Annotated in this window: 18 protein-coding genes and 1 pseudogene; 12 read left to right on the top strand and 7 right to left on the bottom strand. The window is 62.8% G+C overall.

The window, feature by feature from the left end; translation table 11 throughout:
- Window positions 1-339 precede the first annotated feature (339 nt).
- From pcaR to pcaC, 9 genes are all read left to right on the top strand, one after another.
- Window positions 340-1,182 (top strand): pca regulon transcriptional regulator PcaR, encoded by an 843-nt coding sequence (gene pcaR / locus OGL93_RS10380; RefSeq protein WP_263262557.1) that lies wholly within the window; start codon window positions 340-342, stop codon window positions 1,180-1,182.
- 283 nt (window positions 1,183-1,465) lie between these two features.
- Window positions 1,466-2,812, top strand: a complete 1,347-nt coding sequence (locus OGL93_RS10375; protein ID WP_263262556.1) for an MFS transporter — start codon at window positions 1,466-1,468, stop codon at window positions 2,810-2,812.
- A 147-nt stretch (window positions 2,813-2,959) separates the two neighbouring features.
- Window positions 2,960-3,817: a CoA transferase subunit A gene (locus OGL93_RS10370; protein ID WP_263262555.1), complete on the top strand. Its 858-nt coding sequence runs from the start codon at window positions 2,960-2,962 to the stop codon at window positions 3,815-3,817.
- Window positions 3,814-4,596 (top strand): CoA-transferase subunit beta, encoded by a 783-nt coding sequence (locus OGL93_RS10365; protein WP_263262767.1) that lies wholly within the window; start codon window positions 3,814-3,816, stop codon window positions 4,594-4,596. Before OGL93_RS10370 ends, OGL93_RS10365 begins: the two co-directional genes overlap by 4 nt.
- Entirely contained in the window at window positions 4,593-5,798 is a 1,206-nt protein-coding gene (gene pcaF, locus OGL93_RS10360; RefSeq protein ID WP_276583499.1) for a 3-oxoadipyl-CoA thiolase, read from the top strand. Before OGL93_RS10365 ends, pcaF begins: the two co-directional genes overlap by 4 nt.
- 109 nt (window positions 5,799-5,907) lie before the next feature.
- The gene (locus OGL93_RS10355) at window positions 5,908-7,197 is read left to right on the top strand and encodes an MFS family transporter (protein ID WP_263262553.1); all 1,290 of its coding nucleotides are present in this window, start codon (window positions 5,908-5,910) and stop codon (window positions 7,195-7,197) included.
- Window positions 7,198-7,240: 43 nt separating this feature from the next.
- Window positions 7,241-8,605 (top strand): 3-carboxy-cis,cis-muconate cycloisomerase, encoded by a 1,365-nt coding sequence (locus OGL93_RS10350; protein ID WP_263262552.1) that lies wholly within the window; start codon window positions 7,241-7,243, stop codon window positions 8,603-8,605.
- Window positions 8,606-8,617: 12 nt separating this feature from the next.
- Window positions 8,618-9,415: a 3-oxoadipate enol-lactonase gene (gene pcaD / locus OGL93_RS10345; RefSeq protein WP_263262551.1), complete on the top strand. Its 798-nt coding sequence runs from the start codon at window positions 8,618-8,620 to the stop codon at window positions 9,413-9,415.
- A 5-nt stretch (window positions 9,416-9,420) separates the two neighbouring features.
- Entirely contained in the window at window positions 9,421-9,816 is a 396-nt protein-coding gene (pcaC, locus tag OGL93_RS10340; RefSeq protein ID WP_263262550.1) for a 4-carboxymuconolactone decarboxylase, read from the top strand.
- 94 nt (window positions 9,817-9,910) lie between these two features.
- Here pcaC and OGL93_RS10335 read toward each other — a convergent pair whose 3' ends face one another.
- The 4 genes from OGL93_RS10335 to OGL93_RS10320 form a co-directional block, all read right to left on the bottom strand.
- Complete coding sequence (locus OGL93_RS10335; RefSeq protein WP_263262549.1) at window positions 9,911-11,257, bottom strand: OprD family porin; 1,347 nt, start codon at window positions 11,255-11,257, stop codon at window positions 9,911-9,913.
- A gap of 655 nt (window positions 11,258-11,912) precedes the next feature.
- Window positions 11,913-13,364, bottom strand: coding sequence for an AdeC/AdeK/OprM family multidrug efflux complex outer membrane factor (adeC, locus tag OGL93_RS10330; RefSeq protein ID WP_263262548.1), 1,452 nt, complete (start codon window positions 13,362-13,364; stop codon window positions 11,913-11,915).
- Entirely contained in the window at window positions 13,361-16,510 is a 3,150-nt protein-coding gene (locus tag OGL93_RS10325) for an efflux RND transporter permease subunit (protein WP_263262547.1), read from the bottom strand. Before OGL93_RS10325 ends, adeC begins: the two co-directional genes overlap by 4 nt.
- Window positions 16,511-16,513: 3 nt before the next feature.
- On the bottom strand, window positions 16,514-17,677 hold the full coding sequence (locus OGL93_RS10320) for an efflux RND transporter periplasmic adaptor subunit (protein ID WP_263262546.1): 1,164 nt from the start codon (window positions 17,675-17,677) through the stop codon (window positions 16,514-16,516).
- Between the two features lie 227 nt (window positions 17,678-17,904).
- Between OGL93_RS10320 and OGL93_RS10315 the strand changes: the two genes are divergently transcribed.
- The gene (locus OGL93_RS10315; RefSeq protein ID WP_263262545.1) at window positions 17,905-18,564 is read left to right on the top strand and encodes a TetR family transcriptional regulator; all 660 of its coding nucleotides are present in this window, start codon (window positions 17,905-17,907) and stop codon (window positions 18,562-18,564) included.
- On the opposite strand, the gene OGL93_RS10310 is transcribed toward OGL93_RS10315, so the two are convergent.
- A complete protein-coding gene (locus OGL93_RS10310; protein ID WP_263262766.1) occupies window positions 18,547-19,968 on the bottom strand; it encodes an MDR family MFS transporter in 1,422 nt (473 codons plus the stop codon). The genes OGL93_RS10315 and OGL93_RS10310 overlap by 18 nt on opposite strands.
- A 216-nt stretch (window positions 19,969-20,184) precedes the next feature.
- Complete coding sequence (locus OGL93_RS10305) at window positions 20,185-21,132, bottom strand: AraC family transcriptional regulator (RefSeq protein WP_263262544.1); 948 nt, start codon at window positions 21,130-21,132, stop codon at window positions 20,185-20,187.
- A 320-nt stretch (window positions 21,133-21,452) separates the two neighbouring features.
- Between OGL93_RS10305 and OGL93_RS10300 the strand changes: the two genes are divergently transcribed.
- Window positions 21,453-21,782 carry an antibiotic biosynthesis monooxygenase gene (locus tag OGL93_RS10300; protein WP_263262543.1) on the top strand — a complete coding sequence of 110 codons (330 nt, stop codon included), beginning with the start codon at window positions 21,453-21,455 and terminating at the stop codon, window positions 21,780-21,782.
- Here OGL93_RS10300 and OGL93_RS10295 read toward each other — a convergent pair whose 3' ends face one another.
- Window positions 21,783-22,400 carry a flavin reductase family protein gene (locus OGL93_RS10295; protein ID WP_263262542.1) on the bottom strand — a complete coding sequence of 206 codons (618 nt, stop codon included), beginning with the start codon at window positions 22,398-22,400 and terminating at the stop codon, window positions 21,783-21,785.
- A 1,025-nt stretch (window positions 22,401-23,425) separates the two neighbouring features.
- Between OGL93_RS10295 and OGL93_RS10290 the strand changes: the two are divergent.
- Window positions 23,426-23,636 (top strand): annotated as a pseudogene (locus OGL93_RS10290) (energy transducer TonB); the annotation flags it as partial.

Genomic DNA, 23,636 nt, shown 5'->3' with positions numbered 1-23,636 from the left:
CCTGGCGGGGGCACTATCGAGACCGGCTGACAATACTCCGAAGACTATCGAATGTGCGGCGCAACGTTAGCGCTACAACTTAAGAGCGGTCAATTTGCTCTTGGTTTCGAAATATACAAGAAATACGCTAAAACTGAACAGCACTCATCGGTATTGATTCAGCCAATGCCTATGTTGGATCCGTAAGTTTCTAAAAAGTTTAAGTCTCGCCTCCGTTACCTTGACCATGAGGTCGCGGACCAAAGCACCACCGTATGGAGGAAAGTGAAAGGGATAATTGCGATTATCGGCCAACCGTTCGATAATCGGCCTATGCTTGCGCTACCTTGAGGCTTGACCATGAACGATCAGCTGCGCACCGCCTTCAGCTCTCTCGCCCCGCCCATCGTGGCGTCTCCGGCCAAACGTATTCAGGCGTTCACTGGGGATCCGGATTTCATGACCTCCTTGGCGCGTGGGCTCGCCGTGGTGCAGGCGTTTCAAGAACGCAAGCGCCATTTGACCATTGCGCAGATTAGCCACCGCACGGAAATCCCGCGGGCGGCGGTGAGGCGATGCCTGCATACCTTGATCAAGCTCGGTTACGCCACCACCGATGGCCGTACCTATTCTTTGCTGCCCAAAGTATTGACCCTGGGGCATGCCTATCTGTCTTCCACGCCCCTGGCGGTGTCCGCGCAGCCTTACCTGGACCGCATGAGCGAACAGCTCCACGAGGCCTGCAACATGGCTACGCTGGAAGGCGAAGACATCCTTTATATCGCCCGCAGCGCTACCACCCAGCGGCTGATCTCCGTGGACCTGTCAGTAGGAGGGCGCCTGCCCGCGTATTGCACGTCCATGGGGCGGATCCTGCTATCAGCGCTGGACGACGCCACCCTGCGTGAATACCTGGACCACGTGGACCTGCAACCGAAGACGAGCAAGACCCTGACCGACCGAGAAGAGCTGTCCCAGTGCCTGCAGCAGGTTCGTCAGCAAGGCTGGTGTATCGTCGATCAAGAGCTGGAGCAGGGCCTGCGTTCCATAGCAGTGCCGGTATACGACGCCTCGGGGCAAGTGTTGGCGGCGCTTAATGTGAGCACCCATGCTGGGCGAGTCAGCCGGGGCGAGTTGGAGCAACGTTTCTTGCCGATCATGCTAGCTGCCAGCCGAGATCTGAGTGCCCAGCTGTTCAGCTGAACAACGGGATTCGTTCGATAAACGCACGCATATGCGTTTATCGAATTGACGCTTCTGGCACGCCGCTCTTAATGTCGACTGACCAGCCGGGGCCTTCCTGCTGGCCATAATAAAGAGAGAGGCGCTGCCCCCATGATCGACACTCTCCTCCCGCGTACCACGCGCTGGCATCAAAACGGCTGAGCTTCGGCCTGACCAACACTCAACGTAACCGCGCAACTGCCACGGGTTCGAGAATGAATGCGTGCGGGGCCTGGGTGCGTGTTCTCGATGGATAAAAATAATGAACCGTCCCTTAGATGCAATCGGCAATTGCCTCGACGTCCAGTCGTTTATCAATAGCCAGCCCTTGTCCCGCTTTCAATGGCGGGTGGTGATTCTCTGTTTTCTGATCGTATTCCTCGACGGCCTGGACACCGCGGCGATGGGTTTTATCGCACCGGCGCTGTCCCAGGAGTGGGGGCTGGCCAAAGGTAGCCTTGGCCCGGTGATGAGTGCCGCGCTGGTAGGCATGGTGTTCGGTGCCTTGGGGTCCGGCCCGCTGGCCGACCGCTTCGGTCGTAAGGTGGTGCTGGTCGGTGCCGTGATGGTGTTCGGCGTGTTCAGCCTGGCCTCGGCCTTCAGCACTAACCTGGATCAGCTAATGTTGCTGCGCCTGCTCACGGGGTTGGGGCTGGGCGCGGGCATGCCCAACGCCACCACGTTGCTGTCCGAATACACCCCTGAGCGGCTGAAGTCGTTGTTGGTCACCAGCATGTTCTGCGGTTTCAACTTAGGCATGGCCGGCGGCGGGTTTATTTCCGCCAAGCTGATCCCGGCCTTTGGCTGGCATAGCCTGCTATTGCTAGGTGGCATTTTGCCGATGGTGCTGCTGGTCGTGCTGATGGTCTGGCTGCCAGAGTCCGCGCGCTTCCTGGTGGTCCGTCACCGCGGCCTGGAGCGGGTACGCAAGGTGCTGGCGCCGATCAACCCTGCGGTGGTGGCGCAGGCGGGCAGCTTCAGCGTGCCGGAGCTGACCACGGTAAAAGCGCGCAACGTGTTCGCGGTGATTTTCTCCCGCACCTACAAGGCCGGCACTCTGCTGCTGTGGCTGACTTACTTCATGGGGCTGGTGATCGTGTACCTGCTGACCAGTTGGCTCCCGACCTTGATGCGCGACAGCGGCGCTAGCATGGAGCAAGCGGCATTCATCGGTGGGCTGTTCCAATTTGGCGGCGTGCTCAGCGCGGTCGCTGTAGGTTGGGCGATGGACCGTTTCAACCCTCACAAGGTGATCGGTACGTTCTACCTGCTCGCCGGCGTGTTCGCCTACGCCGTGGGCCAAAGCCTCGGCAACATCACCCTGCTCGCCACGCTGGTATTGATCGCCGGCATGTGTGTGAACGGGGCGCAATCGGCAATGCCGTCGCTCGCCGCTCGCTACTACCCTACCCAAGGGCGCGCCACCGGGGTGTCCTGGATGCTGGGCATCGGCCGCTTCGGGGCGATCCTCGGCGCCTCCAGTGGGGCGGCCTTGCTGGGTGCTGGTTGGACCTTCGCCCAAGTGCTCACAGCGCTGCTGGTGCCCGCGGTGCTGGCCACCGCAGCGGTATTGATCAAAGGCAGGGTCAGCCACGCAGACGCGACTTAACGGTGTCAGGGTAGCGTTCGATTATCGAACGCATACTCGATAATCGGATTGTTTCGTTCGGTGGTGCGTCTTAATCTTGCGCCACGCTTTGCACCCGGGCCGCCGCTGGCGGCCTCTAGTCTCATCGTTAGAAGGAGCTCACGCGACATGGCCGAACTTCTCTCGCTCCACGACGCCGTGAAGCAGTTCGTCAACGATGGCGATATGGTCGCCCTCGAAGGTTTTACCCACCTTATTCCCACGGCTGCCGGCCACGAGATCATTCGCCAGGGCAAAAAAAACCTGACCTTGGTGCGGATGACTCCGGACCTGATCTACGACCAGCTCATTGGCGCTGGCTGTGTGCGCAAGCTCATCTTCTCTTGGGGAGGCAACCCAGGGGTGGGTTCACTGCACCGCTTGCGCGATGCGGTCGAAAAACAGTGGCCGCAGCCGATCGAGATCGAAGAACACAGCCATGCGGACCTCGCCAACGCTTACGTTGCCGGCGCGTCGGGCCTGCCGTTCGCGGTGCTGCGCGCTTATGCGGGCTCCGACCTGCCCAAGGTCAACCCGCTGATCAAGACCGTGACCTGCCCATTCACTGGCGAGGTGTTGGCTGCGGTCCCTTCAGTGCGCCCAGACGTTACGGTGATTCACGCGCAAAAGGCCGACCGCAAGGGCAACGTGCTGCTGTGGGGCATTTTGGGCGTGCAGAAAGAAGCCGCGCTGGCGGCCAAGCGTTGCATCGTCACCGTCGAGGAAATCGTCGACGACCTGCAAGCGCCCATGAACGCCTGCGTGCTGCCTACCTGGGCATTGAGCGCCGTGTGCCTGGTGCCCGGCGGTGCGCATCCGTCGTACGCCCACGGCTATACCGAGCGCGATAACCGCTTCTACCAGGATTGGGACCCGATCGCCCGCGGGCGCGATACCTTCACTGCGTGGATCGACGAGTATGTGCGTGGCACCCGCGACTTCGCCGAATACCGCAGCAAACTCAGCCAAGCCGGGGAGCACGCCTGATGACTTACACCACCTCCGAAATGATGACCGTGGCCGCCGCCCGGCGCCTGAAGAATGGTGCGGTGTGCTTCGTGGGGATCGGCCTGCCCTCGAAGGCAGCGAACCTGGCGCGGCTGACCTCCTCGCCCGACGTAGTGCTGATCTACGAATCCGGCCCCATTGGCGCCAAGCCCAGCGTGCTGCCGCTGTCGATTGGCGACGGTGAGTTGGCGGAAACCGCTGACACCGTGGTGCCCACAGGGGAAATCTTCCGCTATTGGCTGCAAGGCGGGCGCATCGACGTGGGCTTCCTGGGCGCGGCTCAGGTTGACCGCTTCGGTAATATCAACACCACCGTGGTCGGTGATTACCACGCGCCCAAGGTCCGCCTGCCGGGTGCCGGCGGCGCGCCGGAAATCGCCGGTTCTGCGAAAAGCGTGCTGATCATTCTCAAGCAGTCACACCGTAGCTTCGTCGAGAAACTGGACTTCATCACGTCCGTGGGGCATGGCGAGGGCGGGGACTCGCGCAAGCGCCTTGGCCTCCCAGGGGCAGGCCCGGTCGGGATCATCACCGACCTGTGCATCATGGAACCGGAGGCCGAGAGCAACGAATTCGTGGTGACGTCCATTCATCCCGGGGTGACCCGCGAGCAGATCGTTGCCGCCACTGGCTGGCCGATCCGCTTCGCCGAACAGGTGCTGAACACGGTCGAGCCGACCGACACCGAGCTGACTGCCCTGCGCGACCTCGAAGCCCGTACCGCCAAGGCCCATGGCCAGGCACCAGGAGAAGCCTGATGCAAGACGTCTTTATTTGCGATGCCATCCGTACCCCCATCGGCCGCTTCGGCGGGGCGCTGGCTTCGGTTCGCGCCGACGACCTGGCAGCCATCCCGATCAAGGCGTTGATCGAGCGTAACCCGCAGGTGAACTGGAACGCCGTCGACGAAGTGTTCATGGGTTGCGCCAACCAGGCTGGCGAAGACAACCGCAACGTGGCGCGCATGGCGCTGCTGCTGGCCGGGCTGCCGCCAAGCGTGCCCGGCATCACTCTCAATCGGCTGTGCGCTTCAGGCCTGGATGCAGTGGGCAGCGCCTTCCGCGCCATTGCCACCGGTGAAATCGAGCTGGCGATTGCCGGTGGCGTCGAATCCATGTCCCGTGCGCCCTTCGTGATGGGCAAGGCAGACACAGCGTATTCGCGCAACATGAAAATCGAGGACACCACCATCGGCTGGCGTTTCGTCAACCCGGCGATGAAGGCCGAGTACGGTATCGATTCGATGCCGCAAACCGCGGATAACGTCGCCGATGACTACAACATCTCACGCGCCGACCAGGACGCCTTCGCCTTGCGCAGCCAGCAGCGCGCCGCGACCGCCCAGGCCGCGGGCTTCTACGCCGAAGAGATCGTGCCGGTGCGTATCGCCGGCAAGAAGGGCGATACCGTAGTCGACACCGATGAGCACCCGCGCGCCGATACCACCCTTGAAGCCCTGGCCCGGCTCAAGCCGGTCAATGGCGCCGACAAGACGGTCACCGCCGGGAACGCCTCGGGCGTCAACGACGGCGCCGCGGCGTTGATTCTCGCCTCCGCCGCCGCCGTGAAAAAACACGGCCTGACCCCCCGCGCGCGGGTGCTGGGTGTTGCCAGCGCAGGGGTTGAACCGCGGGTGATGGGGATCGGCCCGGTGCCGGCGGTGCGCAAGCTGACCGAGCGGTTGGGGTTGGCGGTGGCCGACTTCGATGTGATCGAGCTCAACGAAGCCTTCGCCGCCCAAGGCTTGGCAGTGTTGCGCGACCTTGGCGTGGCGGACGATGCCCCGCAGGTCAACCCTAATGGTGGTGGCATCGCACTGGGCCATCCACTGGGCATGAGCGGTGCTCGCCTGGTGCTCACCGCGGTCCATCAGCTTGAGCGCAGCGGCGGCAAAAAGGCCCTCGCGACCATGTGCGTGGGCGTAGGGCAGGGCGTGGCGCTAGCGCTTGAACGCGTCTGATCGACGTCGCCTGGCCTTGCGGGAGCGGGCGCCAGCCCGCGAACCTTTCGCCGAGCGCATGCCTGGGGTGCTACGGTATGGCTTCCGTACCCCCTGACGAGAACAACAAATGACAACGACTCATTACACGGGCGAAGAGCGGCGCAAGCGGATTTTCGCCATTGTCGGCGCGTCCTCCGGCAACTTGGTCGAATGGTTCGACTTCTATATCTACGCCTTTTTCGCGCTGTATTTCGCGCCGGCGTTCTTCCCTTCCCAAGACCCGACCGTGCAGCTGGTGCAGAGCGCCGGGGTGTTTGCCGCAGGGTTTCTGATGCGGCCCATCGGCGGCTGGCTGTTTGGACGGGTGGCAGACCGCTATGGCCGCCGTACCTCGATGATGATTTCCGTGCTGATGATGTGCGCGGGCTCGCTGGTGATCGCTTTCCTGCCCACCTACCAGAGCATTGGGCTGGCCGCACCGCTGCTGTTGCTGCTAGCGCGGATGTTCCAAGGGCTGTCGGTGGGCGGGGAATACGGCACCACCGCCACTTATATGAGCGAGGTGGCGTTGCGCGGGCAGCGCGGGTTCTTCGCTTCGTTCCAGTACGTGACCCTGATCGGTGGGCAACTGCTGGCGGTGTTGGTAGTGGTCATCCTGCAACAGCTGTTCGACAAGCAAGAACTGATGGCCTGGGGCTGGCGCATTCCCTTTGTCATTGGCGCTTTGGCGGCCTTTATCTCCCTGCTGCTGCGCCGCTCGCTGGAAGAAACCAGCACCGCGCAAACCCGCGCCGACAAAGACGCCGGTAGCCTGAAAAGCCTGTTCACCCACCACAGCCTGGCCTTTGTCACAGTGCTGGGGTACACCGCGGGCGGGTCGCTGATTTTCTATACGTTCACCACCTACATGCAGAAGTACCTGGTGAACACCGCCAAGATGAGCACGGAGACGGCGAGCTTCGTCATGACTGGCGCGCTGTTCGTGTACATGTGCATGCAGCCGCTGTTCGGCGCGCTGTCCGACCGCATTGGCCGGCGCAACTCCATGTTGTGGTTCGGCGCCCTGGGTGCGCTGTGCACGGTGCCGATCCTGATGGCGCTGAAAACCGTTACCAGCCCCTATATCGCCTTCGCGCTCATCACTCTGGCGCTGGCGATCGTGAGCTTTTACACCTCGATCAGCGGCCTGGTGAAGGCCGAGATGTTCCCGCCGCAGGTGCGCGCGCTGGGAGTGGGGCTGAGCTATGCGGTGGCCAACGCCATCTTTGGCGGGTCTGCCGAATTCGTGGCCTTGAGCCTGAAGAGCGCCGGCAATGAGAACGCTTTTTACTGGTATGTCACGGTGATGATGGTGATTGCCTTCCTGTTCAGCTTCCGGCTGCCCAGGCAGGCGGCCTACCTGCATCACGACCATTGATTGAGCCGCCGCGTTAGGGTTGCCGCGCGGGGTGTGGGGGTTTATGAGCCAATACCTGAGCAATAGCCTGTTCGACGCCTATTTCAGCGCGACCCAGATGCGCGAGATCTTCTCAGACGCGGGCCGGGTGCAGGGCATGCTGGATTTCGAAGCGGCCCTGGCCCGTGCTCAGGCGCGTACCGGGCTGATCCCCCAGCATGTGCCGGCGGTGATCGAAGCGGCGTGCAAGGCAAGCCTGTATGACTTCGATGCCTTGGCCCAGGCGGTGAGTAGCGGGGGCAATTCGGCCATCCCTTTGGTGAAGATGCTGGGCAAGCAGGTCGCCAGCCACGACCCGGAGGCCGAGCGCTACGTTCATCTGGGCGCCACCAGCCAGGATGTGATGGACAGCGGCCTGGTGCTGCAACTGCGCGACGCTCTGGCCTGGCTCGAGCACACCCTCGCCACCTTGACCGAGCGCCTGGCCGAGCAGGCCCAGCGCTACCAAGCCGTGCCGATGCCCGGGCGGACCTGGCTGCAGCATGCCACCCCGGTGACCCTGGGCATGAAACTCGCCGGCTGGCTTGGCGCGCTGGATCGCCACCGGCAGCGCCTGCGCGAGCTCAAGCCGCGTTTGCTGGCGGTGCAGTTCGGGGGCGCGTCGGGCACCCTTGCGGCCCTCGGTGAACAGGCGTGGCCGGTGGCCGAGGCACTGGCGCGGGAGCTGCAACTGAGCCTGCCCGAGCAACCCTGGCATACCCACCGCGACCGCCTGGTGGAGTTCGCCACTGTGCTCGGCATGCTGGCGGGAACGCTCGGCAAGATGGGCCGCGACATCAGCTTGCTGATGCAGACCGAGGCAGCCGAGCTGTTCGAACCCTCAGCACCGGGCAAGGGCGGCTCCTCCACCATGCCGCACAAGCGCAACCCGGTGGGCGCGGCCGTGCTGATCGCTACCGCCACCCGCGCCCCGGGCCTGGTGGCAACGCTATTGGCAGCCATGCCGCAAGAGCACGAACGCAGCCTAGGCCTGTGGCACGCCGAATGGGACACCCTGCCTGAGCTGTGCTGCCTGGTATCCGGGGCGCTGGAGCAGGCCATCGGCTTTGCCGGTGGCATGGAGGTAGACGCCGAGCGCATGGGCCGCAACCTGCAATTGACCCATGGGCTGGTGCTGGCCGAGGCGGTCAGCATCGTGCTGGCACAGCGGCTGGGCCGGGACACCGCCCATCATCTGATCGAGCAGTGCTGCAAACGCGCGGTGGCCGAGCAGCGACACCTGCGCGCGGTGCTGGGCGAAGACCCTCGAGTGGCCGCCGAACTCTCGCCGGCCGAGCTCGACCGCCTGCTCGACCCTGCCCACTACCTTGGCCAGGCCCAGCGCTGGGTCGAGCGTGCAGTGGCCGAACATAACCGTCTGGATGCTTGAAAGGAGGCCCACGTGGCTAGCGTCAAACTCGCCGATGGCGAACTCAATTATCAGCTCGAAGGCCCTGAAGGCGCCCCGGTGCTGGTGCTGTCCAATTCCCTGGGGACCGACCTGGGCATGTGGGACGCGCAGATTCCTGCTTTCACCCAGCATTTCCGGGTGCTGCGTTATGACACCCGGGGTCACGGCAAGTCTTTGGTAACCGAAGGACCTTACAGCGTCGCACAGCTTGGCCAGGACGTGCTCGCACTGCTCGACGCGCTCGAGCTGGGGCAGGTGCATTTCTGTGGGCTGTCCATGGGCGGGCTGGTCGGTCAGTGGCTGGGTATCAATGCCGGCGACCGGCTAAACCGCCTGGTGATCTGCAACACGGCGGCGAAAATCGCCACTGCCGAAGTGTGGAACACGCGAATCGAAACAGTGCTGCGCGACCGCCAAGCGGCCATGGTCGGTTTGCGCGACGCCTCCGTTGCCCGCTGGTTTACTCCAGGCTTCGTGGAGCGCGAGCCTGCCCAGGTGCAGCGCATCACCCAGATGCTCACGGCCACCTCGCCGGACGGTTACGCCGCCGGCTGCGGCGCCGTGCGCGATGCCGATTTCCGTGAGCAGGTCAGCGCTATCAAGGCACCGCTGCTGATCGTTTCCGGTAGCGAGGATGCGGTCACGCCACCGTCCGGTGGAGATTACATCCAGGCCCGTGTGTCGGGGGCGGAGCATCAAGTGTTCCCAGCCGCGCACCTGTCCAACGTGGAAGTGGGCGAACCGTTCAGCCAGCGCGTGCTGGATTTTTTGCTTGCCAGAAAGGGATGACGACCATGGATGAACAACAACGTTACGACGAAGGCATGAAGGTCCGCCGCGCTGTGCTCGGTGACGCCCATGTGGACCGCAGCCTGAAGAACATTACCGAGTTCAACGGTGAGTTCCAGGAGATGATCACCCGCCACGCCTGGGGTGATATCTGGACACGCCCCGGCTTGCCTCGTCATACCCGCAGCCTGATCACCATTGCCATGCTTATCGGCATGAACCGCAGTGAAGAGCTCAAGCTGCACCTGCGTGCCGCCGCCAGCAACGGGGTGACTCGGGACGAAATCAAGGAAGTGCTCATGCAGAGCGCGATCTATTGCGGCATTCCCGCGGCGAATGCGACCTTCCACCTGGCCGAGTCGGTTTGGGATGAGTTGGGCGTGGAGTCCAGGGAAGGGTAATCCGGTGCCAGCCCGAGCACCCTGCGTGTTCGCGGCTTCGCAGGCTCCTGTCCCGTCGTTTCGAACCGGGTAGGAGCCTGCGGGCCAGGCCGTATTACAGCAGGCTGATCGGGTAGTTAAAGATCAGCCGGTTTTCGTTGAAGCTGTTGGTGTTGCCGTAGTTACGACGCAGGGTCGAGTTACGCCATCTCACGCTCAACGACTTGAACGTACCGCTCTGCACCACGTAGGCCACTTCGGTCTCGCGGCCGCGGTCTTCACCGTCGGTAACGGTTGTGCCGGAGTGAACGTTGCTGCCTTCGATGAAGCGGTTCATCAGGGTCAGGCCAGGAACGCCAAGGCCCGCGAAGTCGTAGTCATGACGTACTTGCCAGGACTTCTCGCCTTCGAGCTCATAGCTCCAGCCATAGCTGTCGTTCGCCAGGGTGCCGCCGCTGGTACCGGTGACGCGCTGCCAGCCAGCATTGCCGGTGACTTTCTGCAGGCCCACATAGAAGGTGTTGAAACCTACCTTGAGCGAGAACAGGCCAGACATGGTGCGGTTCTGCTGGTTTTTCACACCGGCCAGGTTGTCTGCCAGGCCATCGCCGTCGGACTCGCCCATGAAGTAGCCAAGGTTGGCGCCCGCGGTAATGCCTTGGGCAATCGGTTGCGAATGCAGCAGCTGGAAGTACTTCTGGTTGTAGACGTCTTCCAGCTGGTCGTACCAAGCGCCGACCATGGTGCGTTTTTCGTTGAAGGTGTATTCCGCGCCTACGAAGTTGAAGGCGTCACCGCTGATGGTCGGCTTGCCGCGGACGGTGGTGCCGGCGTTGTTCAGCGACATGCGCTCCATGCTGGCATCGTTACGCTGGCTGTTGCGGTTGAACGAGCCGGCATACAGCGTGGTGTTGTCGATGTCCTTCGAGGTGAGCTGGGCACCTTGGAAGGTTTGCGGCAGAGAGCGGCCATCATCCGAGCGAAGAATCGGCAGAACCGGCATCCATTCGCCCACTTTCAGCTCGGTCTTGGAGAACTTGACCTTGCCCGCCACGCCCAGGCGACCGAAATCGTCAGCCGGGACGTTGCCGTCGTGCACCGGCAGCAGCTGGGTGCCGTAGGTGCCGCGGCCGCCGTCCAGCTTGACCGAGAACATACCTAGCACGTCGACGCCGAAGCCGACCGTCCCTTGGGTAAAGCCCGACTTGGCATCCAGGATGAAGCTCTGGGTCCATTCCGACGCTGCGCCGCGCTTGGTTGCGCCGGGCACTGCCACCGATGGGCCGTTGTCGACGAAGTTGCGGTCGAAGTAGAAGTTGCGGAGGTTAAGGGTGGCCTTGGTGTCTTCCAGGAAGCCCGACTCGGCGGCAGCCGTGGGCAGCGCGGCAGCTGAAACTGCAAGGCCAAGAAGGGCCAGGCCGAAACCTTTGTTGCGGGCAAAACTCGAGTGGATGGCGTTCATTCTTATTGTGTTCTCTGCTGAGCGTTGGCAATAGCGGGCCACTTCGACGGCACGGGGCACGGGCTCCGGCTGTCATCGCGGGGTATCAAGCGTTGGGTCTGGGTTCAGCTGGGACGGGTGCTGGTGACATGCATAGTGGCCAACCTATTGTTATTGGTTTAGTCAGGGCCGGCCCGTGTGCGCGGGTAGCCTCGCCGAGCGATTCACGCCGAGCGAATGTTGCAAATTTCCCTTCCGTTGGGTCAATTCGCTATCACCTAATACGGGCGATAGGCGAACACTAACTACTCGGTTAATTCAAGACATCAGTCTTGTGATGTCCGATTTCATTGTAAGTAAAAATTTCGTTAATGCGCTATGACTTTTGTCTAATTCAGTGCTGCCGTCAAGCCCTGAACCGCTCAAGGACGCGGCAAAGCGGCCGGAGCTATCGCTTTATTAAATTGAGCCATGCGTTTCGTTTAAGCAGGTTTCAGCAGACAACTGGCAAGATAGCTGGCGCCGAGCCACTAGTGTGAAACGGTTCGATGACAGGAATGTGACGCGCGATGGCCAGCCCGACGAGCAGGTCGCCGGTGGTGAACAGTGAAACCAAGAACGGTAAGGGGCAGATGCGAAAACCCCGGCGCAGAGGCCGGGGTTGTGGGTGGCGTGGTTAACCTTGGGGCGGTCTTGGCTCGGCGTTGTTCGCCTGCCCGCTGCGTTCGTACCAGCCGCCGCCAAGGGCTTTGTACAGATTGACCTCGGCGGTGAGCTGCGCCAGGCGATCACTGATCAGCGACTGCTGCGCGCTGAACAGTGAACGTTGCGCGTCGAGCAGGGTGAGGTGGCTGTCCACACCGATGCGATAGCGCCGATCGGCGAGCCGGTAGTAATCCTCGCTGGACTTCACTAGGTCACGCTGCGCTTGCAGTTGATCGGTATAGGTCTTGCGCGCGCTGAGCCCGTCGGACACTTCCTGGAACGCCGTCTGGATGGCCTTCTCGTAGTTGGCGACGTTGATGTCCTTCTGGATCTTCGAGTAGTCCAGGCTGGCCTGGAGCGCGCCTGCGTTGAAGATCGGCAGGCTGATCGCCGGGCTGAAGATCCAACGGCCGGAGCCCCCCTTGAACAACCCGTCGAGGTCGGCGCTGGCGGTGCCGGCGCTGGCGGTGAGGCTGATGCTGGGGAAGAACGCGGCCCGGGCGGCGCCGATGTTGGCATTGGCGGCCTTGAGGTTGTGCTCGGCCTGGAGAATATCGGGCCGCCGCGTCAGCAGGTCCGAAGGCAACCCAGCGGGCACTTCGCTGAGCAGATCGCCGTCGAGCGGCTGCCCCGGTGCGAGGTCGTTGGGCAGGCTGGCGCCTACTAGCACGGTCAGGCTGTTCAGGTCCTGGGCGACTTGCCGCTGGTATTGCGCCAGGTTGGCCCGCGCGCCCTCCACGGCGGTGCGCGCCTGGCTCAGGTCCAGCGCGGACGCCACGCCTACCTCGCTGCTACGGGTGGTCAGGCGCAGGCTTTCTTCGTAGGTCTTGAGGGTGTCCTGGGTGAGCTGGTACAGCGCCTGGTCTGCCTGCCAGGTGAGGTAGGCGTTGGCCACGCTCGCCACCAGGCTGATCTGGGTGGAGCGGCGCGCTTCCTCGGTCGACAGGTAGCTTTCCAAGGCTTGCTGGCTGAGGCTGCGGATGCGCCCGAACAGGTCCAGCTCGTAGGCGGAAATACCCAGGGTCGCCGAGTAACTGCTGGAGATGCCCGAGCGGCCGCTGGTGGACAGGTCCGCCGGGGTGCGCTGGCGGGTGCCGGCGGCATCGGCGCTGATCGCCGGCAGCAGGTCGGCGCGCTGGATGCGGAATTGCGCGGCATAGGCGTCGACGTTAAGTGCCGCGACCCGCAGGTCGCGGTTGTTCTGCAAGGACATCTCGATCAAGCGTTGCAGCGCCGGGTCGCGGAAGAATTCCCGCCAGCCCTGTTCAGCCGCCGCGACCTGGGCCGCATCCGCCGGTGCATACGCAGGCCCTTGCGGGTACTGCGCGGCCACCGGGGCGGCCGGTTGCTTATAGTCGGGGATCAGCGAGCAGCCGCTGAGCAGGGCTGCGGCCACCGCGAGGGAAATCAGGGACTTGCTCATTGGCCAGCCTCGTCAGGTGTAGGGTCGCTGGGCTTTTTGCGACCATGGAAGACAGAAGATACGGCAACGAAGAACATCGGCACCCAGAAAATCGCCAGGATGGTCGCAGTAATCATCCCGCCGATAACGCCCGTGCCGATGGCATGCTGGCTCCCCGAACCGGCGCCGCTGGAAATCGCCAGCGGTACCACGCCGAGGATGAACGCCATGGACGTCATGATGATCGGGCGCAAACGCATCCGGCAGGCCTCGACAGCGGCGTCCAGCAGGCTCTTGCCCTGCTCGTGCAATTCCTTGGCGAATTCGACGATCAGGATCGCGTTCTTCGCCGCCAGGCCCACCGTTACCAGCAGCCCCACCTGGAAGAACACGTCGTTGGACAGCCCACGCAGGCTGGTAGCGATCAAGGCACCGATCACCCCCAGAGGCACCACCAGGATTACCGCGATAGGGATCGACCAGCTTTCATACAGTGCCGCCAGGCAAAGGAACACCACCAGCACCGACAGTGCGTAGAGGGCAGGGGCCTGGGACCCGGACAGCCGCTCCTCGAACGACAAGCCCGTGAAGCTGTAGCCGATGCCTGCCGGCAGCTGCTTGGCCAGCCGTTCTACCTCTTCCATCGCCTGGCCGGTACTGTAGCCGGGGGCCGGGGTGCCGAGGATCTCTTCGGCGGCCACGCCGTTGTAGCGTGACAGCTTGGGCGAGCCGTAGGTCCAGGTACCGCTGGCGAAGGCCGAGAACGGCACCATTTTCCCGCCGCTGTTGCGCACGTACCATTTTTCCAGGTCTTCGGGGCGCATGCGGCCGCTGGCGTCGCCTTGCACATACACCTTCTTCACTCGACCACGGTCGATGAAGTCGTTGACGTAGCTGCCCCCCAGCGCTACCGACAGCGTGCTGTTGATATCCGAAAGGCTCAGGCCCAGGGCGCGGGCGCGTTCGTCGTCGATGGTCAGCTGGTACTGCGGCTCGTCGGTAAGGCCGTTGGGGCGTACGCCGGCGAGGATCTTGCTTTGCGCGGCCAGGCCCAGGAACTGGTTGCGCGCTTCCATCAGCTTGGTGTGGCCAACCCCGCCCTGGTCTTGCAGGAAGAAGTCGAAGCCTGTGGCGTTACCCAGTTCCAGCACCGAAGGGGGGACCACGGCGAAGGTCATGGCGTCGTTGTAGCCGAAGAAGTGCTGCTGGGCGCGCTTGGCCACTTCGAACACGCTCATGCTGGCGTCACGCTCGTCCCAAGGCTTGAGCATCACGAAGGCGAGGCCCGAGCTCTGGCCACGGCCTGCGAAGTTGAAGCCGCTGACGGTGAATACCGACTTCACGGCCTTGCCCTCGCCATTATCGGCATCGAGCAGGTATTCGCGGGCGCGGTCCAGGACCTTCTGGGTGTTCTCGGCCGAGGTATTGGGCGGGGTTTGCACCTGGGTGAAGATCACCCCTTGGTCTTCCTCGGGAAGGAAGGCGGCGGGAATGCGGGTGAACATCCAGGCCATGATGGCCACGATCACCAAGTACACCAGGAAGGCCGGCAAGCGGTGGCGGATCATCGCGCCCACGCCACGCTCGTAGCGGACCACGCCGCTGTCGAAGGTCCGGTTGAACCAGCCAAAGAAACCGCGCTTGGGCTGCCCGTGTTTCTGTTCGTCGATCGGCTTGAGCAAGGTGGCGCACAGCGCCGGGGTGAACACCAGGGCGACGAACACCGACAGCGCCATCGCCGACACGATGGTGATCGAGAACTGCCGGTAGATCACCCCGGTGGAGCCGCCAAAGAAGGCCATCGGCAGCAATACCGCCGAAAGCACCAGGGCGATACCCACCAGCGCGCCCTGGATCTGCCCCATGGATTTGCGCGTGGCCTCCTTGGGCGACAGGTGCTCCTCGGCCATCACCCGCTCGACGTTCTCCACCACCACGATGGCGTCATCCACCAGCAAGCCGATGGCCAGGATCATCCCGAACATGGTCAAGGTGTTGATGGTGAAGCCCGCCGCGGCAAGGATGCCGAAGGTGCCCAGCAATACCACCGGCACGGTCATGGTCGTGATGACCGTGGCGCGGAAGTTTTGCAGGAACAGGTACATCACCAGGAACACCAGCACGATCGCTTCGATCAGGGTGTGCACCACCCCGGAGATCGACTCAGTCACTACCGGGGTGGTGTCGTACGGGAATACCGCTTCCACACCCGGCGGGAAGAACGGCTTGAGGCTGTCGATGGTGGCGCGGATCGCCTTGGCGGTATCCAGGGCGTTGGCCCCGGTGGCCAGCTTGATCGCCAGGCCAGACGCCGGCTTGCCGTTGAACTGCGCGTTGATGCTGTAGTTTTCGCCGCCCAGCGAGATGTTCGCGACGTCACGCAGGCGCACCTGGGAGCCATCGGTATTGACCTTGAGCAAAATGTTGCCGAACTGCTCGGAGGTCTGCAGGCGGGTCTTGCCGATGATGGTCGCGTTCAGCTGGGTACCCGGCAGGGCAGGCAGGCCGCCGAGCTGGCCGGAGGATATCTGCACGTTCTGCGCGGTAATGGCCGAGGTTACGTCCAGCGGGGTGAGCTGGAAGTTGTTCAGCTTGGCCGGGTCGAGCCAGATGCGCATGGCGTACTGGGCACCGAACACCTGGAAGTCGCCCACGCCGGAGGTCCGTGAGATCGGGTCCTGCAGGTTGGAAACGATGTAGTTGGCCAGGTCATCCTTGGTCATGGCGCCGTCGGTAGACACCAGGCCGATCACCAGCAGGAAGTTCTTCACCGCCTTGGTGACGCGCAAGCCCTGTTGTTGCACTTCCTGCGGCAGCAGGGGGGTCGCCAGGTTGAGCTTGTTCTGCACCTGCACCTGGGCGATGTCCGGGTTGGTGCCCTGGTTGAAGGTCACCGTGATGGTCATGCTGCCGTCGGAGTTACTTTCCGAGGAGATGTAGCGCAGGTTATCGATGCCGTTCATCTGCTGCTCGATGACCTGCACCACCGTATCCTGCACGGTCTGCGCGGACGCGCCTGGGTAGCTCACCTGGATGGCGATGGCCGGCGGCGCGATGGCCGGATACTGGTTGATCGGTAGCTTGAGGATCGACAGGCCGCCCACCAGCATGATCACCAGCGCGATCACCCAGGCGAAGATCGGTCGATCAATAAAGAACTTCGACATGGTTTACTCCTTCTGGCCCCCGGAGGCTTGTCCGGGTGCCGCGCCAGCGGCGGGCGCATTGGCGGGCGCGTTGGCCGCTGCCTCGTGCGCCTGAACCTGCGCACCGGGCTTGACGTATTGCAGGCCGTCGACGATGACCTTGTCGCCGGCCTTCAGGCCATCTTCGATCAACCAGGCATCGCCAACGGTACGGCTGGTCTTGAGTTGACGCTGCTCTACCTTGTTCTCGGCGTTGACCACCAGTGCGGTCGGCGTGCCTTTCAGGTCGCGGGTCACGCCACGCTGGGGCGCGAGGATCGCCGCCTGGGCAACGCCGGCCATCAGCTGCGCATGCACGAACATGCCCGGCAGCAGCGTGTGATCGGGGTTGGGGAACACGGCGCGAAGGGTCACCGAGCCGGTGGTTTCGTCCACGGACACTTCGGAAAACTCAAGCTTGCCTTCCTTGCCGTAAGGGGTGCCGTCTTCCAATGTGAGCTGCACCTTGGCGGCGTTGTTGCCGGCCTTCTGCAGTTGGCCGTTATCCAGCGCGCGGCGCAGCTTGAGCATGTCTGCGGTGGACTGGGTGACGTCCACGTAGATCGGGTCCAGCTGGGAGATGGTCGCCATGGCCGTGGTTTGGCCGTTGGTCACCAACGCACCTTCGGTCACCGCGGAGCGGCCGATACGCCCGGAGATCGGCGCCAGCACCTTGGTGTAGCGCAGGTTGATCTGGGCGCTCTTGAGGGTGGCTTCGGCTTGCAGTTGCTGGGCGCGAGCCGTGTCGTATTCCTGCCGGCTGACCGCTTGCTCGTCGATCAGTTGCTTATAGCGGTTGGTCAGCGAGCGGTACTGCTCGACGCTCGCCTGGGCATTGGCCAGGGTGGCTTCGTAAACGGAAGGGTCGATCTGATACAGCTGCTGGCCAGCCTTGACGTCCGCGCCTTCCTGGAACAAGCGTTTGAGAATGATGCCGTCTACCTGTGGGCGCACTTCGGCCATGCGGAACGCACTGGTGCGGCCGGGCAGTTCGTTGGTCAGGGTAACGGTCTGCGGTTGCAGGGTAACCACGCCTACCTGAGGAGCCTGGGCGGCGGGAGGAGCCGCCTGTTGCTTCTCGCAGCCACTGAGCAGTGTGGCCAGGGCGACGGCGGATACCAATGCGGTAACAGCTGGCTTGAATTGCATGAAGATCCTCGGGGCGGAACGCGGAAGACGCTCAAGAGTAATGGAACGGACGGATTTGTAACATCTAGATAAATAGCTTACTAACGAATATACTTACGTTCGCGGCTGTTTGTAAATAGGCGTTTCGCCTGCACTCAGCCCCGTACCGATCAGCCACTGGCGCCGTCACCATAATAAAAGCGCCGGTTCGCTTCGCCTGTGGCGAAGCGCCCCATGAGGTCACTGCCATGGTTCGCCGCACCAAAGAAGAAGCGCTGGAAACCCGCAAGCAGATCGTAGAGGCCGCCGAGCACGCCTTCTATGAACGCGGCGTGGCCAGCACGACCCTTGCCGATATTGCTGCCCGGGCCGGGGTCACCCGGGGCGCCATTTACTGGCACTTCAGCAACAAGGCCGATGTGCTGCAAGCGCTGCTCGACACCCTCAGCGAACCGCTGGAAGACCTCGCCCGGGCCAGTGAAAGCGAAGACGAACCCGACCCACTGGGGTGCATGCAGGCCCTGCTGATCAAACTGTTTCAAGGCGTTTCTCTCGACCCGAAAACCCGGCGCATCAATGAAATCCTCTTTCACAAATGTGAATTCACCAACGAGATGTGCGACCTGCGCCAGCAGCGGCAGGCTGTCACCGCCGAGTGCAACGAACGCATCGAGTGCACCCTGCGCAACGCCGTGAACCGTGGCCAACTGCCTGCCGACCTCGACACCCGCCGCGCTGCCCTTACCTTGCATGCCTTCATCGACGGCCATATCAGCATGTGGCTCTTGCTGCCGGACAGCCAGCGCCTGGATGAAGAAGCGGCGCGGCTGGTCGGCTGCCTGTTCGACATGCTTAGGCTCAGCCCGGCGTTGCGAACCGCTCAGGTGGCCTCAAGTACGGCCGCGTAAAAGGCGGTCAGGCATCGCCAGCGCGGCGGCCAGCCCCAGCAGGGAAAGCCCCGCGCTGATCCAGAACAGTTCTTGGAACACCCCCGCCAGCTGCGCGCGGCCACCCCCGGCCGGGGCGTTGGCCGCGGCCAGGCTCTGCAGCAGCAGGTTACCGCGGCCCGCTTCGCTCAGCCCTTGCGCCGGCTCCGCGCCGAGCAGGGCCAGCAGCAATGCAGACATCAACGCCACCCCCATGGCGCCGCCGAGCGACCGGAACAGGTTGGTGGTGCTGGTGCTCACGCCAATGTCCTTGGGCTCGGCAGCGTTCTGTGCGCCCACCAACGAGGTGGGGAACTGCAACCCGCAGGCTATGCCGGTGAGCAGCATGAACAGGCAGCTCAACCACAGGTTGCTGATGGGTGTGAAAGCCATGCCCAACACGCCTACCGGCACCAGCAGCGCGCCCGAGAGGATGACTGGCTTGAAGCGACCGCTGCGCGCCGTATGGCGGCCGCCGAAGAAGGCACCAATGGGCAAGCCGAACGCCAGCGGCAGCAAGAACAAGGCCGCGCTGTCCGCCCCGCCGCCAGTCACGCTCTGGAAGCGCAGGGGGGCGAGCGCGGACATGGAAATGGCCTGGAAGCTGGTAAAGAAGATAGTGACCCAGCAGAGCACCGCCGAGCGGTCCGCGAACAGCCGTGGCGGCAGGATCGGCTCGGCAGTACGCCGCTCGTGCCAGGCGAACACCGCCAGCGCCAGCACGCCACTGGCGAACTGGGCTATCACCGGCGAGCTGTGCCATGCCTGGCCCTGGCCCACATCGGTGATGGCCAGCAGCACCGCGCCCAGGCCGACGATCAACAGCACGGTGCCCAGGTAATCGATGCGTGCCTGGCGCTGCGGCGTGCGCAGGCCGGCCAGGGTCCGGCGGATAAACAGCCACGCGCCCAGGCCCAGCGGCAGGTTGAGCCAGAACACCCAGCGCCACGACAGGTACTCGGTCATCAGCCCGCCAAGCACTGGGCCGGCGACGCTGGCTGCGGCGTACATGCTGCTGAAATAGCCCTGGTACTTGCCGCGCTCACGCGGAGGTACCACGTCGCCGATGATCGCCTGGCTCACCGAAACCATGCCGCCCGCGCCGATGCCCTGAAGGATTCGCGCCAGCACCAGCTGCTCCATGCTCTGCGCCAGCCCGCAGAACAGCGACGCCACGGTAAACAGCCCCATGCCGATGAGAATCATCCGCCGGCGGCCGAAAAGGTCCCCGAGCTTGCCGTAGATCGGCGTGGCAATCGTCATGGCGACCATGTAGCCGGAAATCACCCAGGCAAGCAGTTCGACGTCGGCGAATTGCGCTGAGATCGCCGGCATGGACACCGCGACGATGGTTTGGTCTAGCGCGCCGAGGAATATCGCGCTCATCAGCGCAACGAGTATGTCGCGCAGCGCGGGGGCGGAAGGGCTTGAGTCGTTCACAGGCTGGCCGGGTTCGCTGATAGCACCGTGGGCCGGGCAGGCCGGGTTGGGCGATGAGTCTACTAAAGCGACCGTGAGGCTTCTATGAACTTTGCGACAGTTGTTGGCCGCCGCCCGGTGCCATGGCGTGGCGCCGCGCTCGGCGGGCTTGCCGCGCTGGTTTTACAGGGCGGCGCTGCCCATTGGTGCCAGGCGCAAGCGTGCCATGTCCCGGCTTGGGGGCGCGCCGAACAGGCGGCTGTATTCGCGGCTGAACTGCGAAGGGCTTTCATATCCCACGCGGTAGCTGGCGACTGACACGTCCAGGCCGTCGGCGAGCATCAGGCGACGAGCCTCCTGCAAGCGCAACTGCTTCTGATACTGCAGCGGGCTCATGGAGGTCAGCGCCTTGAACCGGTGGTGCAGGGTAGAGGCGCTCAGGTTGACCCGGCGGGCGAGGTCCTCGATGCGCAGCGGTTCGCCATAGTTGTCATTGAGCCAATGGATCGCTTGGGTGACGCGGTGCGCCTGGCTGTTGGCCTGGGCAATCTCATACAGGCGGTGGCCCTGGGGGCTGCGCAGCAACCGATAGAGCACTTCGCGGCGAATCAGCGGCGCGAGCACGGCCACGTCGCGAGGTGTGTCGCTCAGCCGGGTCAGGCGCAAGATCGCGTCGAGGAGATCGGCGGACAACCGATCCACATACAAGCCGCGGCCAGCCGGGCGGGCCGGGACGCTCAAGGGGCCGGCGTCGGCGATCAACGCAGTGATCTCCGCTGGGTCGATGTCCAGGCGAAGCGACAGGCTGGGGTTCTCCACCGACGCATCGAGAATGCGCCCGCTCATCGGCATGGCCACCGACACAACCATGTAATTGAGCGAGTCATAGACATAGCGCTCTTCTCCCAGGCTCACTTCCTTGCTGCCATGGGCCAACACGCACAAGGCCGGCTGGGCCAGCGCCGGGAACGAACGCGCGCAGTGGTTATAGCGAACCAGAACAAGCCCGGGCACGGCACTGGGGCACAGCAGCTGGCTTTCGGTGTGCCGCCCGATGATGCCCGCCAGTTCTGCGCGTTGTAGTTCTATGGGCGCGTTCAGCGGCTCCGGCACAGCATCGAATGGCGTCATGGGGCATGCTCCCGTCAGGTGAATAGCTAGCCTATAAACAAGCAAGGGTCGGGGTTAGGCGGATTCTGCCCGATCCTTGCCCAATCCTGCGAACCATCGCCCCGTGGGTGCGATAAAGGAACACCGGTTAATGAGCGGGCCGGAAGGCGCCTTGCTTAAAACGATGCGCTATTCCAGCCGCTGGCGCGAGCGCGATGGGTGGATGATAGAGAAGGTTTCGCAGGATCAGGCAATCCCCTGGCAGGATCGGTCTACCGCCCATTGCGGGCCGAGCAGTAACGTTACCTTGATCAGAAATACCGAAACCAGGGAGCGTAACCATGACTCAACAGCCGTTGATCAGTCACCATGCCATTATCCGCACCTGGCCCGGCCGCTCTGTCGCTGTAGGGCAGGCATTGGCCCGGTTGGTGGAAACGAGCAGGATGCTGCCCGAGTGCCTGGCTATCGAGGCGGACCGCCAGGCCGATGACCCGGGGGTATGGCACTTGCGCATGTGCTGGGCGGACCGCAGTGCCATGGCGGCCTGGCTGGGCAACCCGGTGGCGGAATTGTTCGCCGCCTGGGTCAACCAGTATTGGGTGATGCATATCGATATCCAGCCTGGCGCCCCGATAGCCTCCGAAGCGGGCCTGCGCCGCGCCGGTTGATCAGGCTTGCGGGCGGGTCATCTTGAACAGGTTGCCCAGCTCGAAATAATCCGCCGGCCCGCCACCGCGCAAGATCGGTCGCGCCGCCGCCGTGTCGTACACCCCGTCCTTGAGCAGATCGCGGCGAATATACACAGCGACCACTTCACCAAGCACCAGCCAACTCGGCACGGTCTGGCCGTCTGCCCGCTGCAGTTGCAGGACCTGCGTCAGCTTGCATTCGAACGAAACCGGCGTTTGCGCTACCCGCGGAACTGAAATCACCTTCGAAGGCGCCGGTGTCAACCCGCTCAGAGAAAACTCGTCTACCTCTGGCCCCACTGGTGCGCAGCTTTGATTCATCGGCGCCGCCAACTCGAAGGTCGCCAGGTTCCAGGCGAACTCGCCGGTGGCTTCGATATTGTTGAGGCTGTCTTTGCGGCCGATGCTGCAAAAGCCAACGATGGGCGGAATGTAGTTGAAGGCATTGAAGAAGCTGTAAGGCGCAAGGTTCAAAACGCCGCTGGCGCTTTGCGAGGAGATCCAGCCAATCGGCCTGGGGCCGACGATGGCATTGAAGGGGTCATGGGGCAGGCCGTGGCCCTGCTTGGGCTCGTAATAGTGAAAATCGTCAAGCATCGGGTTTACCTTAAAGGAGGGCGGGGGCCGTCTGCATCCTGACGCCGGCCCATGCTCATGCATTCAATCTGGTACGAAGTTACCAAGTTGGCACAATTCTTCCTACCGCAATGGGGCGCAAAGGAGCTGGGCCCGAACCAGGGGCCAGCCGGTGCCACCCCGCACCAATTGCCACCAACGGACAGTCACCCTGTTCATTAGCGGTGCAGAACCTGCCACAAGCGGGCGCCTGCAGTAAATGGAACCTGGCCAATGCTCGAAGTGCCCTCCTTGTTCAAGCCGTTGCCGTCTCGCTTCAGCTCCCCTGCGCCGCGCCGCGGGCCAGCGCTGGCGCTACCCCCTCCTGCACCTCCACTCGCTCGTTCCTTTGCGCCGCTGCGCTAGAGCAGCCTGCGCACCCCTTTTTTTCGATAATTGGCGATAAGCCATTACTGTTTTTTCTTGGTTTACGTTGAAGTAACAAACGGGCGTACCGTGCGCCTGGTTGAGCATCGATAACTAGAAGTGCTTGGATAATAACCTTATGGATTGAGCCTTCCTTGTTTATGCACCAAAGCAATTCGCGCCCGACGAGTTTGGTGCATCTGAAAATACCTTGATAAAGCTACATGATCATGGGTTTGAATGACCGTACGGTCACGAACTTTCACGCCTGGGTATCTGGTACTTGAAAGAGGAATAGTGGCCTGTTCAGCCCTGCTTCGCCTGCTGAAAACAACAAAGTTATAAAAATGCGACATTCATAGGGGCTGCTCAAGCGAACGCCTCTATGGTGCGGCTTTTGGCATAGCGGTTGCTCTGTAACAGGCAGGCAACAGATCCGTACATCGAACTTTGTCTTATTGAACAGGACGCCACATGACACGCTGCCCATAGTTCTGAAGCGTTGAACCGAATTCGCTGAATGCTGGGCGTAGGCCCCGGGGCCAGCTCGTGCCCGAATTCAACGATGTGCCAGGCATTCGAACATTTAAAATATGTTTGAACGGACTGTTATTGCCCTTCATATACCCGAGGGAGCTTTAATGAATGACGCGGTAAAGAAACAGCCGCCCCAGTTTGCATTGGTTGGCGCGCAGTCGCCTATCTGGCCGGCAATTGCTTATAAGCCGAACACTTCAAGCCCGGTGCTGAAGAAACAGCAGGTACTGTTATTAGTAGCCGTTTCGGTATTGATCCACGGTGGCGCTTGGTGGCTTATCCAGCAGCATAAGGCGCCGCTGCCTGATGTCGCTC

The organism is Pseudomonas sp. RIT-PI-S, assembly GCF_025642975.1.
In the GTDB taxonomy this organism is placed as follows: domain Bacteria; phylum Pseudomonadota; class Gammaproteobacteria; order Pseudomonadales; family Pseudomonadaceae; genus Aquipseudomonas.
Note: the sequence above shows the minus strand (reverse complement) of the source record. Positions and strands in the feature narration are given on the sequence as shown.

Coding starts and splice junctions, on each gene's coding strand:
- pcaR (WP_263262557.1), top strand. CDS start 340: ATGAACGATCAGCTGCGCACCGCCTTCAGCTCTCTCGCCCCGCCCATC.
- OGL93_RS10375 (WP_263262556.1), top strand. CDS start 1,466: ATGAACCGTCCCTTAGATGCAATCGGCAATTGCCTCGACGTCCAGTCG.
- OGL93_RS10370 (WP_263262555.1), top strand. CDS start 2,960: ATGGCCGAACTTCTCTCGCTCCACGACGCCGTGAAGCAGTTCGTCAAC.
- OGL93_RS10355 (WP_263262553.1), top strand. CDS start 5,908: ATGACAACGACTCATTACACGGGCGAAGAGCGGCGCAAGCGGATTTTC.
- OGL93_RS10350 (WP_263262552.1), top strand. CDS start 7,241: ATGAGCCAATACCTGAGCAATAGCCTGTTCGACGCCTATTTCAGCGCG.
- pcaC (WP_263262550.1), top strand. CDS start 9,421: ATGGATGAACAACAACGTTACGACGAAGGCATGAAGGTCCGCCGCGCT.
- OGL93_RS10335 (WP_263262549.1), bottom strand. CDS start 11,257: ATGAACGCCATCCACTCGAGTTTTGCCCGCAACAAAGGTTTCGGCCTG.
- adeC (WP_263262548.1), bottom strand. CDS start 13,364: ATGAGCAAGTCCCTGATTTCCCTCGCGGTGGCCGCAGCCCTGCTCAGC.
- OGL93_RS10325 (WP_263262547.1), bottom strand. CDS start 16,510: ATGTCGAAGTTCTTTATTGATCGACCGATCTTCGCCTGGGTGATCGCG.
- OGL93_RS10320 (WP_263262546.1), bottom strand. CDS start 17,677: ATGCAATTCAAGCCAGCTGTTACCGCATTGGTATCCGCCGTCGCCCTG.
- OGL93_RS10315 (WP_263262545.1), top strand. CDS start 17,905: ATGGTTCGCCGCACCAAAGAAGAAGCGCTGGAAACCCGCAAGCAGATC.
- OGL93_RS10310 (WP_263262766.1), bottom strand. CDS start 19,968: ATGAGCGCGATATTCCTCGGCGCGCTAGACCAAACCATCGTCGCGGTG.
- OGL93_RS10305 (WP_263262544.1), bottom strand. CDS start 21,132: ATGACGCCATTCGATGCTGTGCCGGAGCCGCTGAACGCGCCCATAGAA.
- OGL93_RS10300 (WP_263262543.1), top strand. CDS start 21,453: ATGACTCAACAGCCGTTGATCAGTCACCATGCCATTATCCGCACCTGG.
- OGL93_RS10295 (WP_263262542.1), bottom strand. CDS start 22,400: ATGCTTGACGATTTTCACTATTACGAGCCCAAGCAGGGCCACGGCCTG.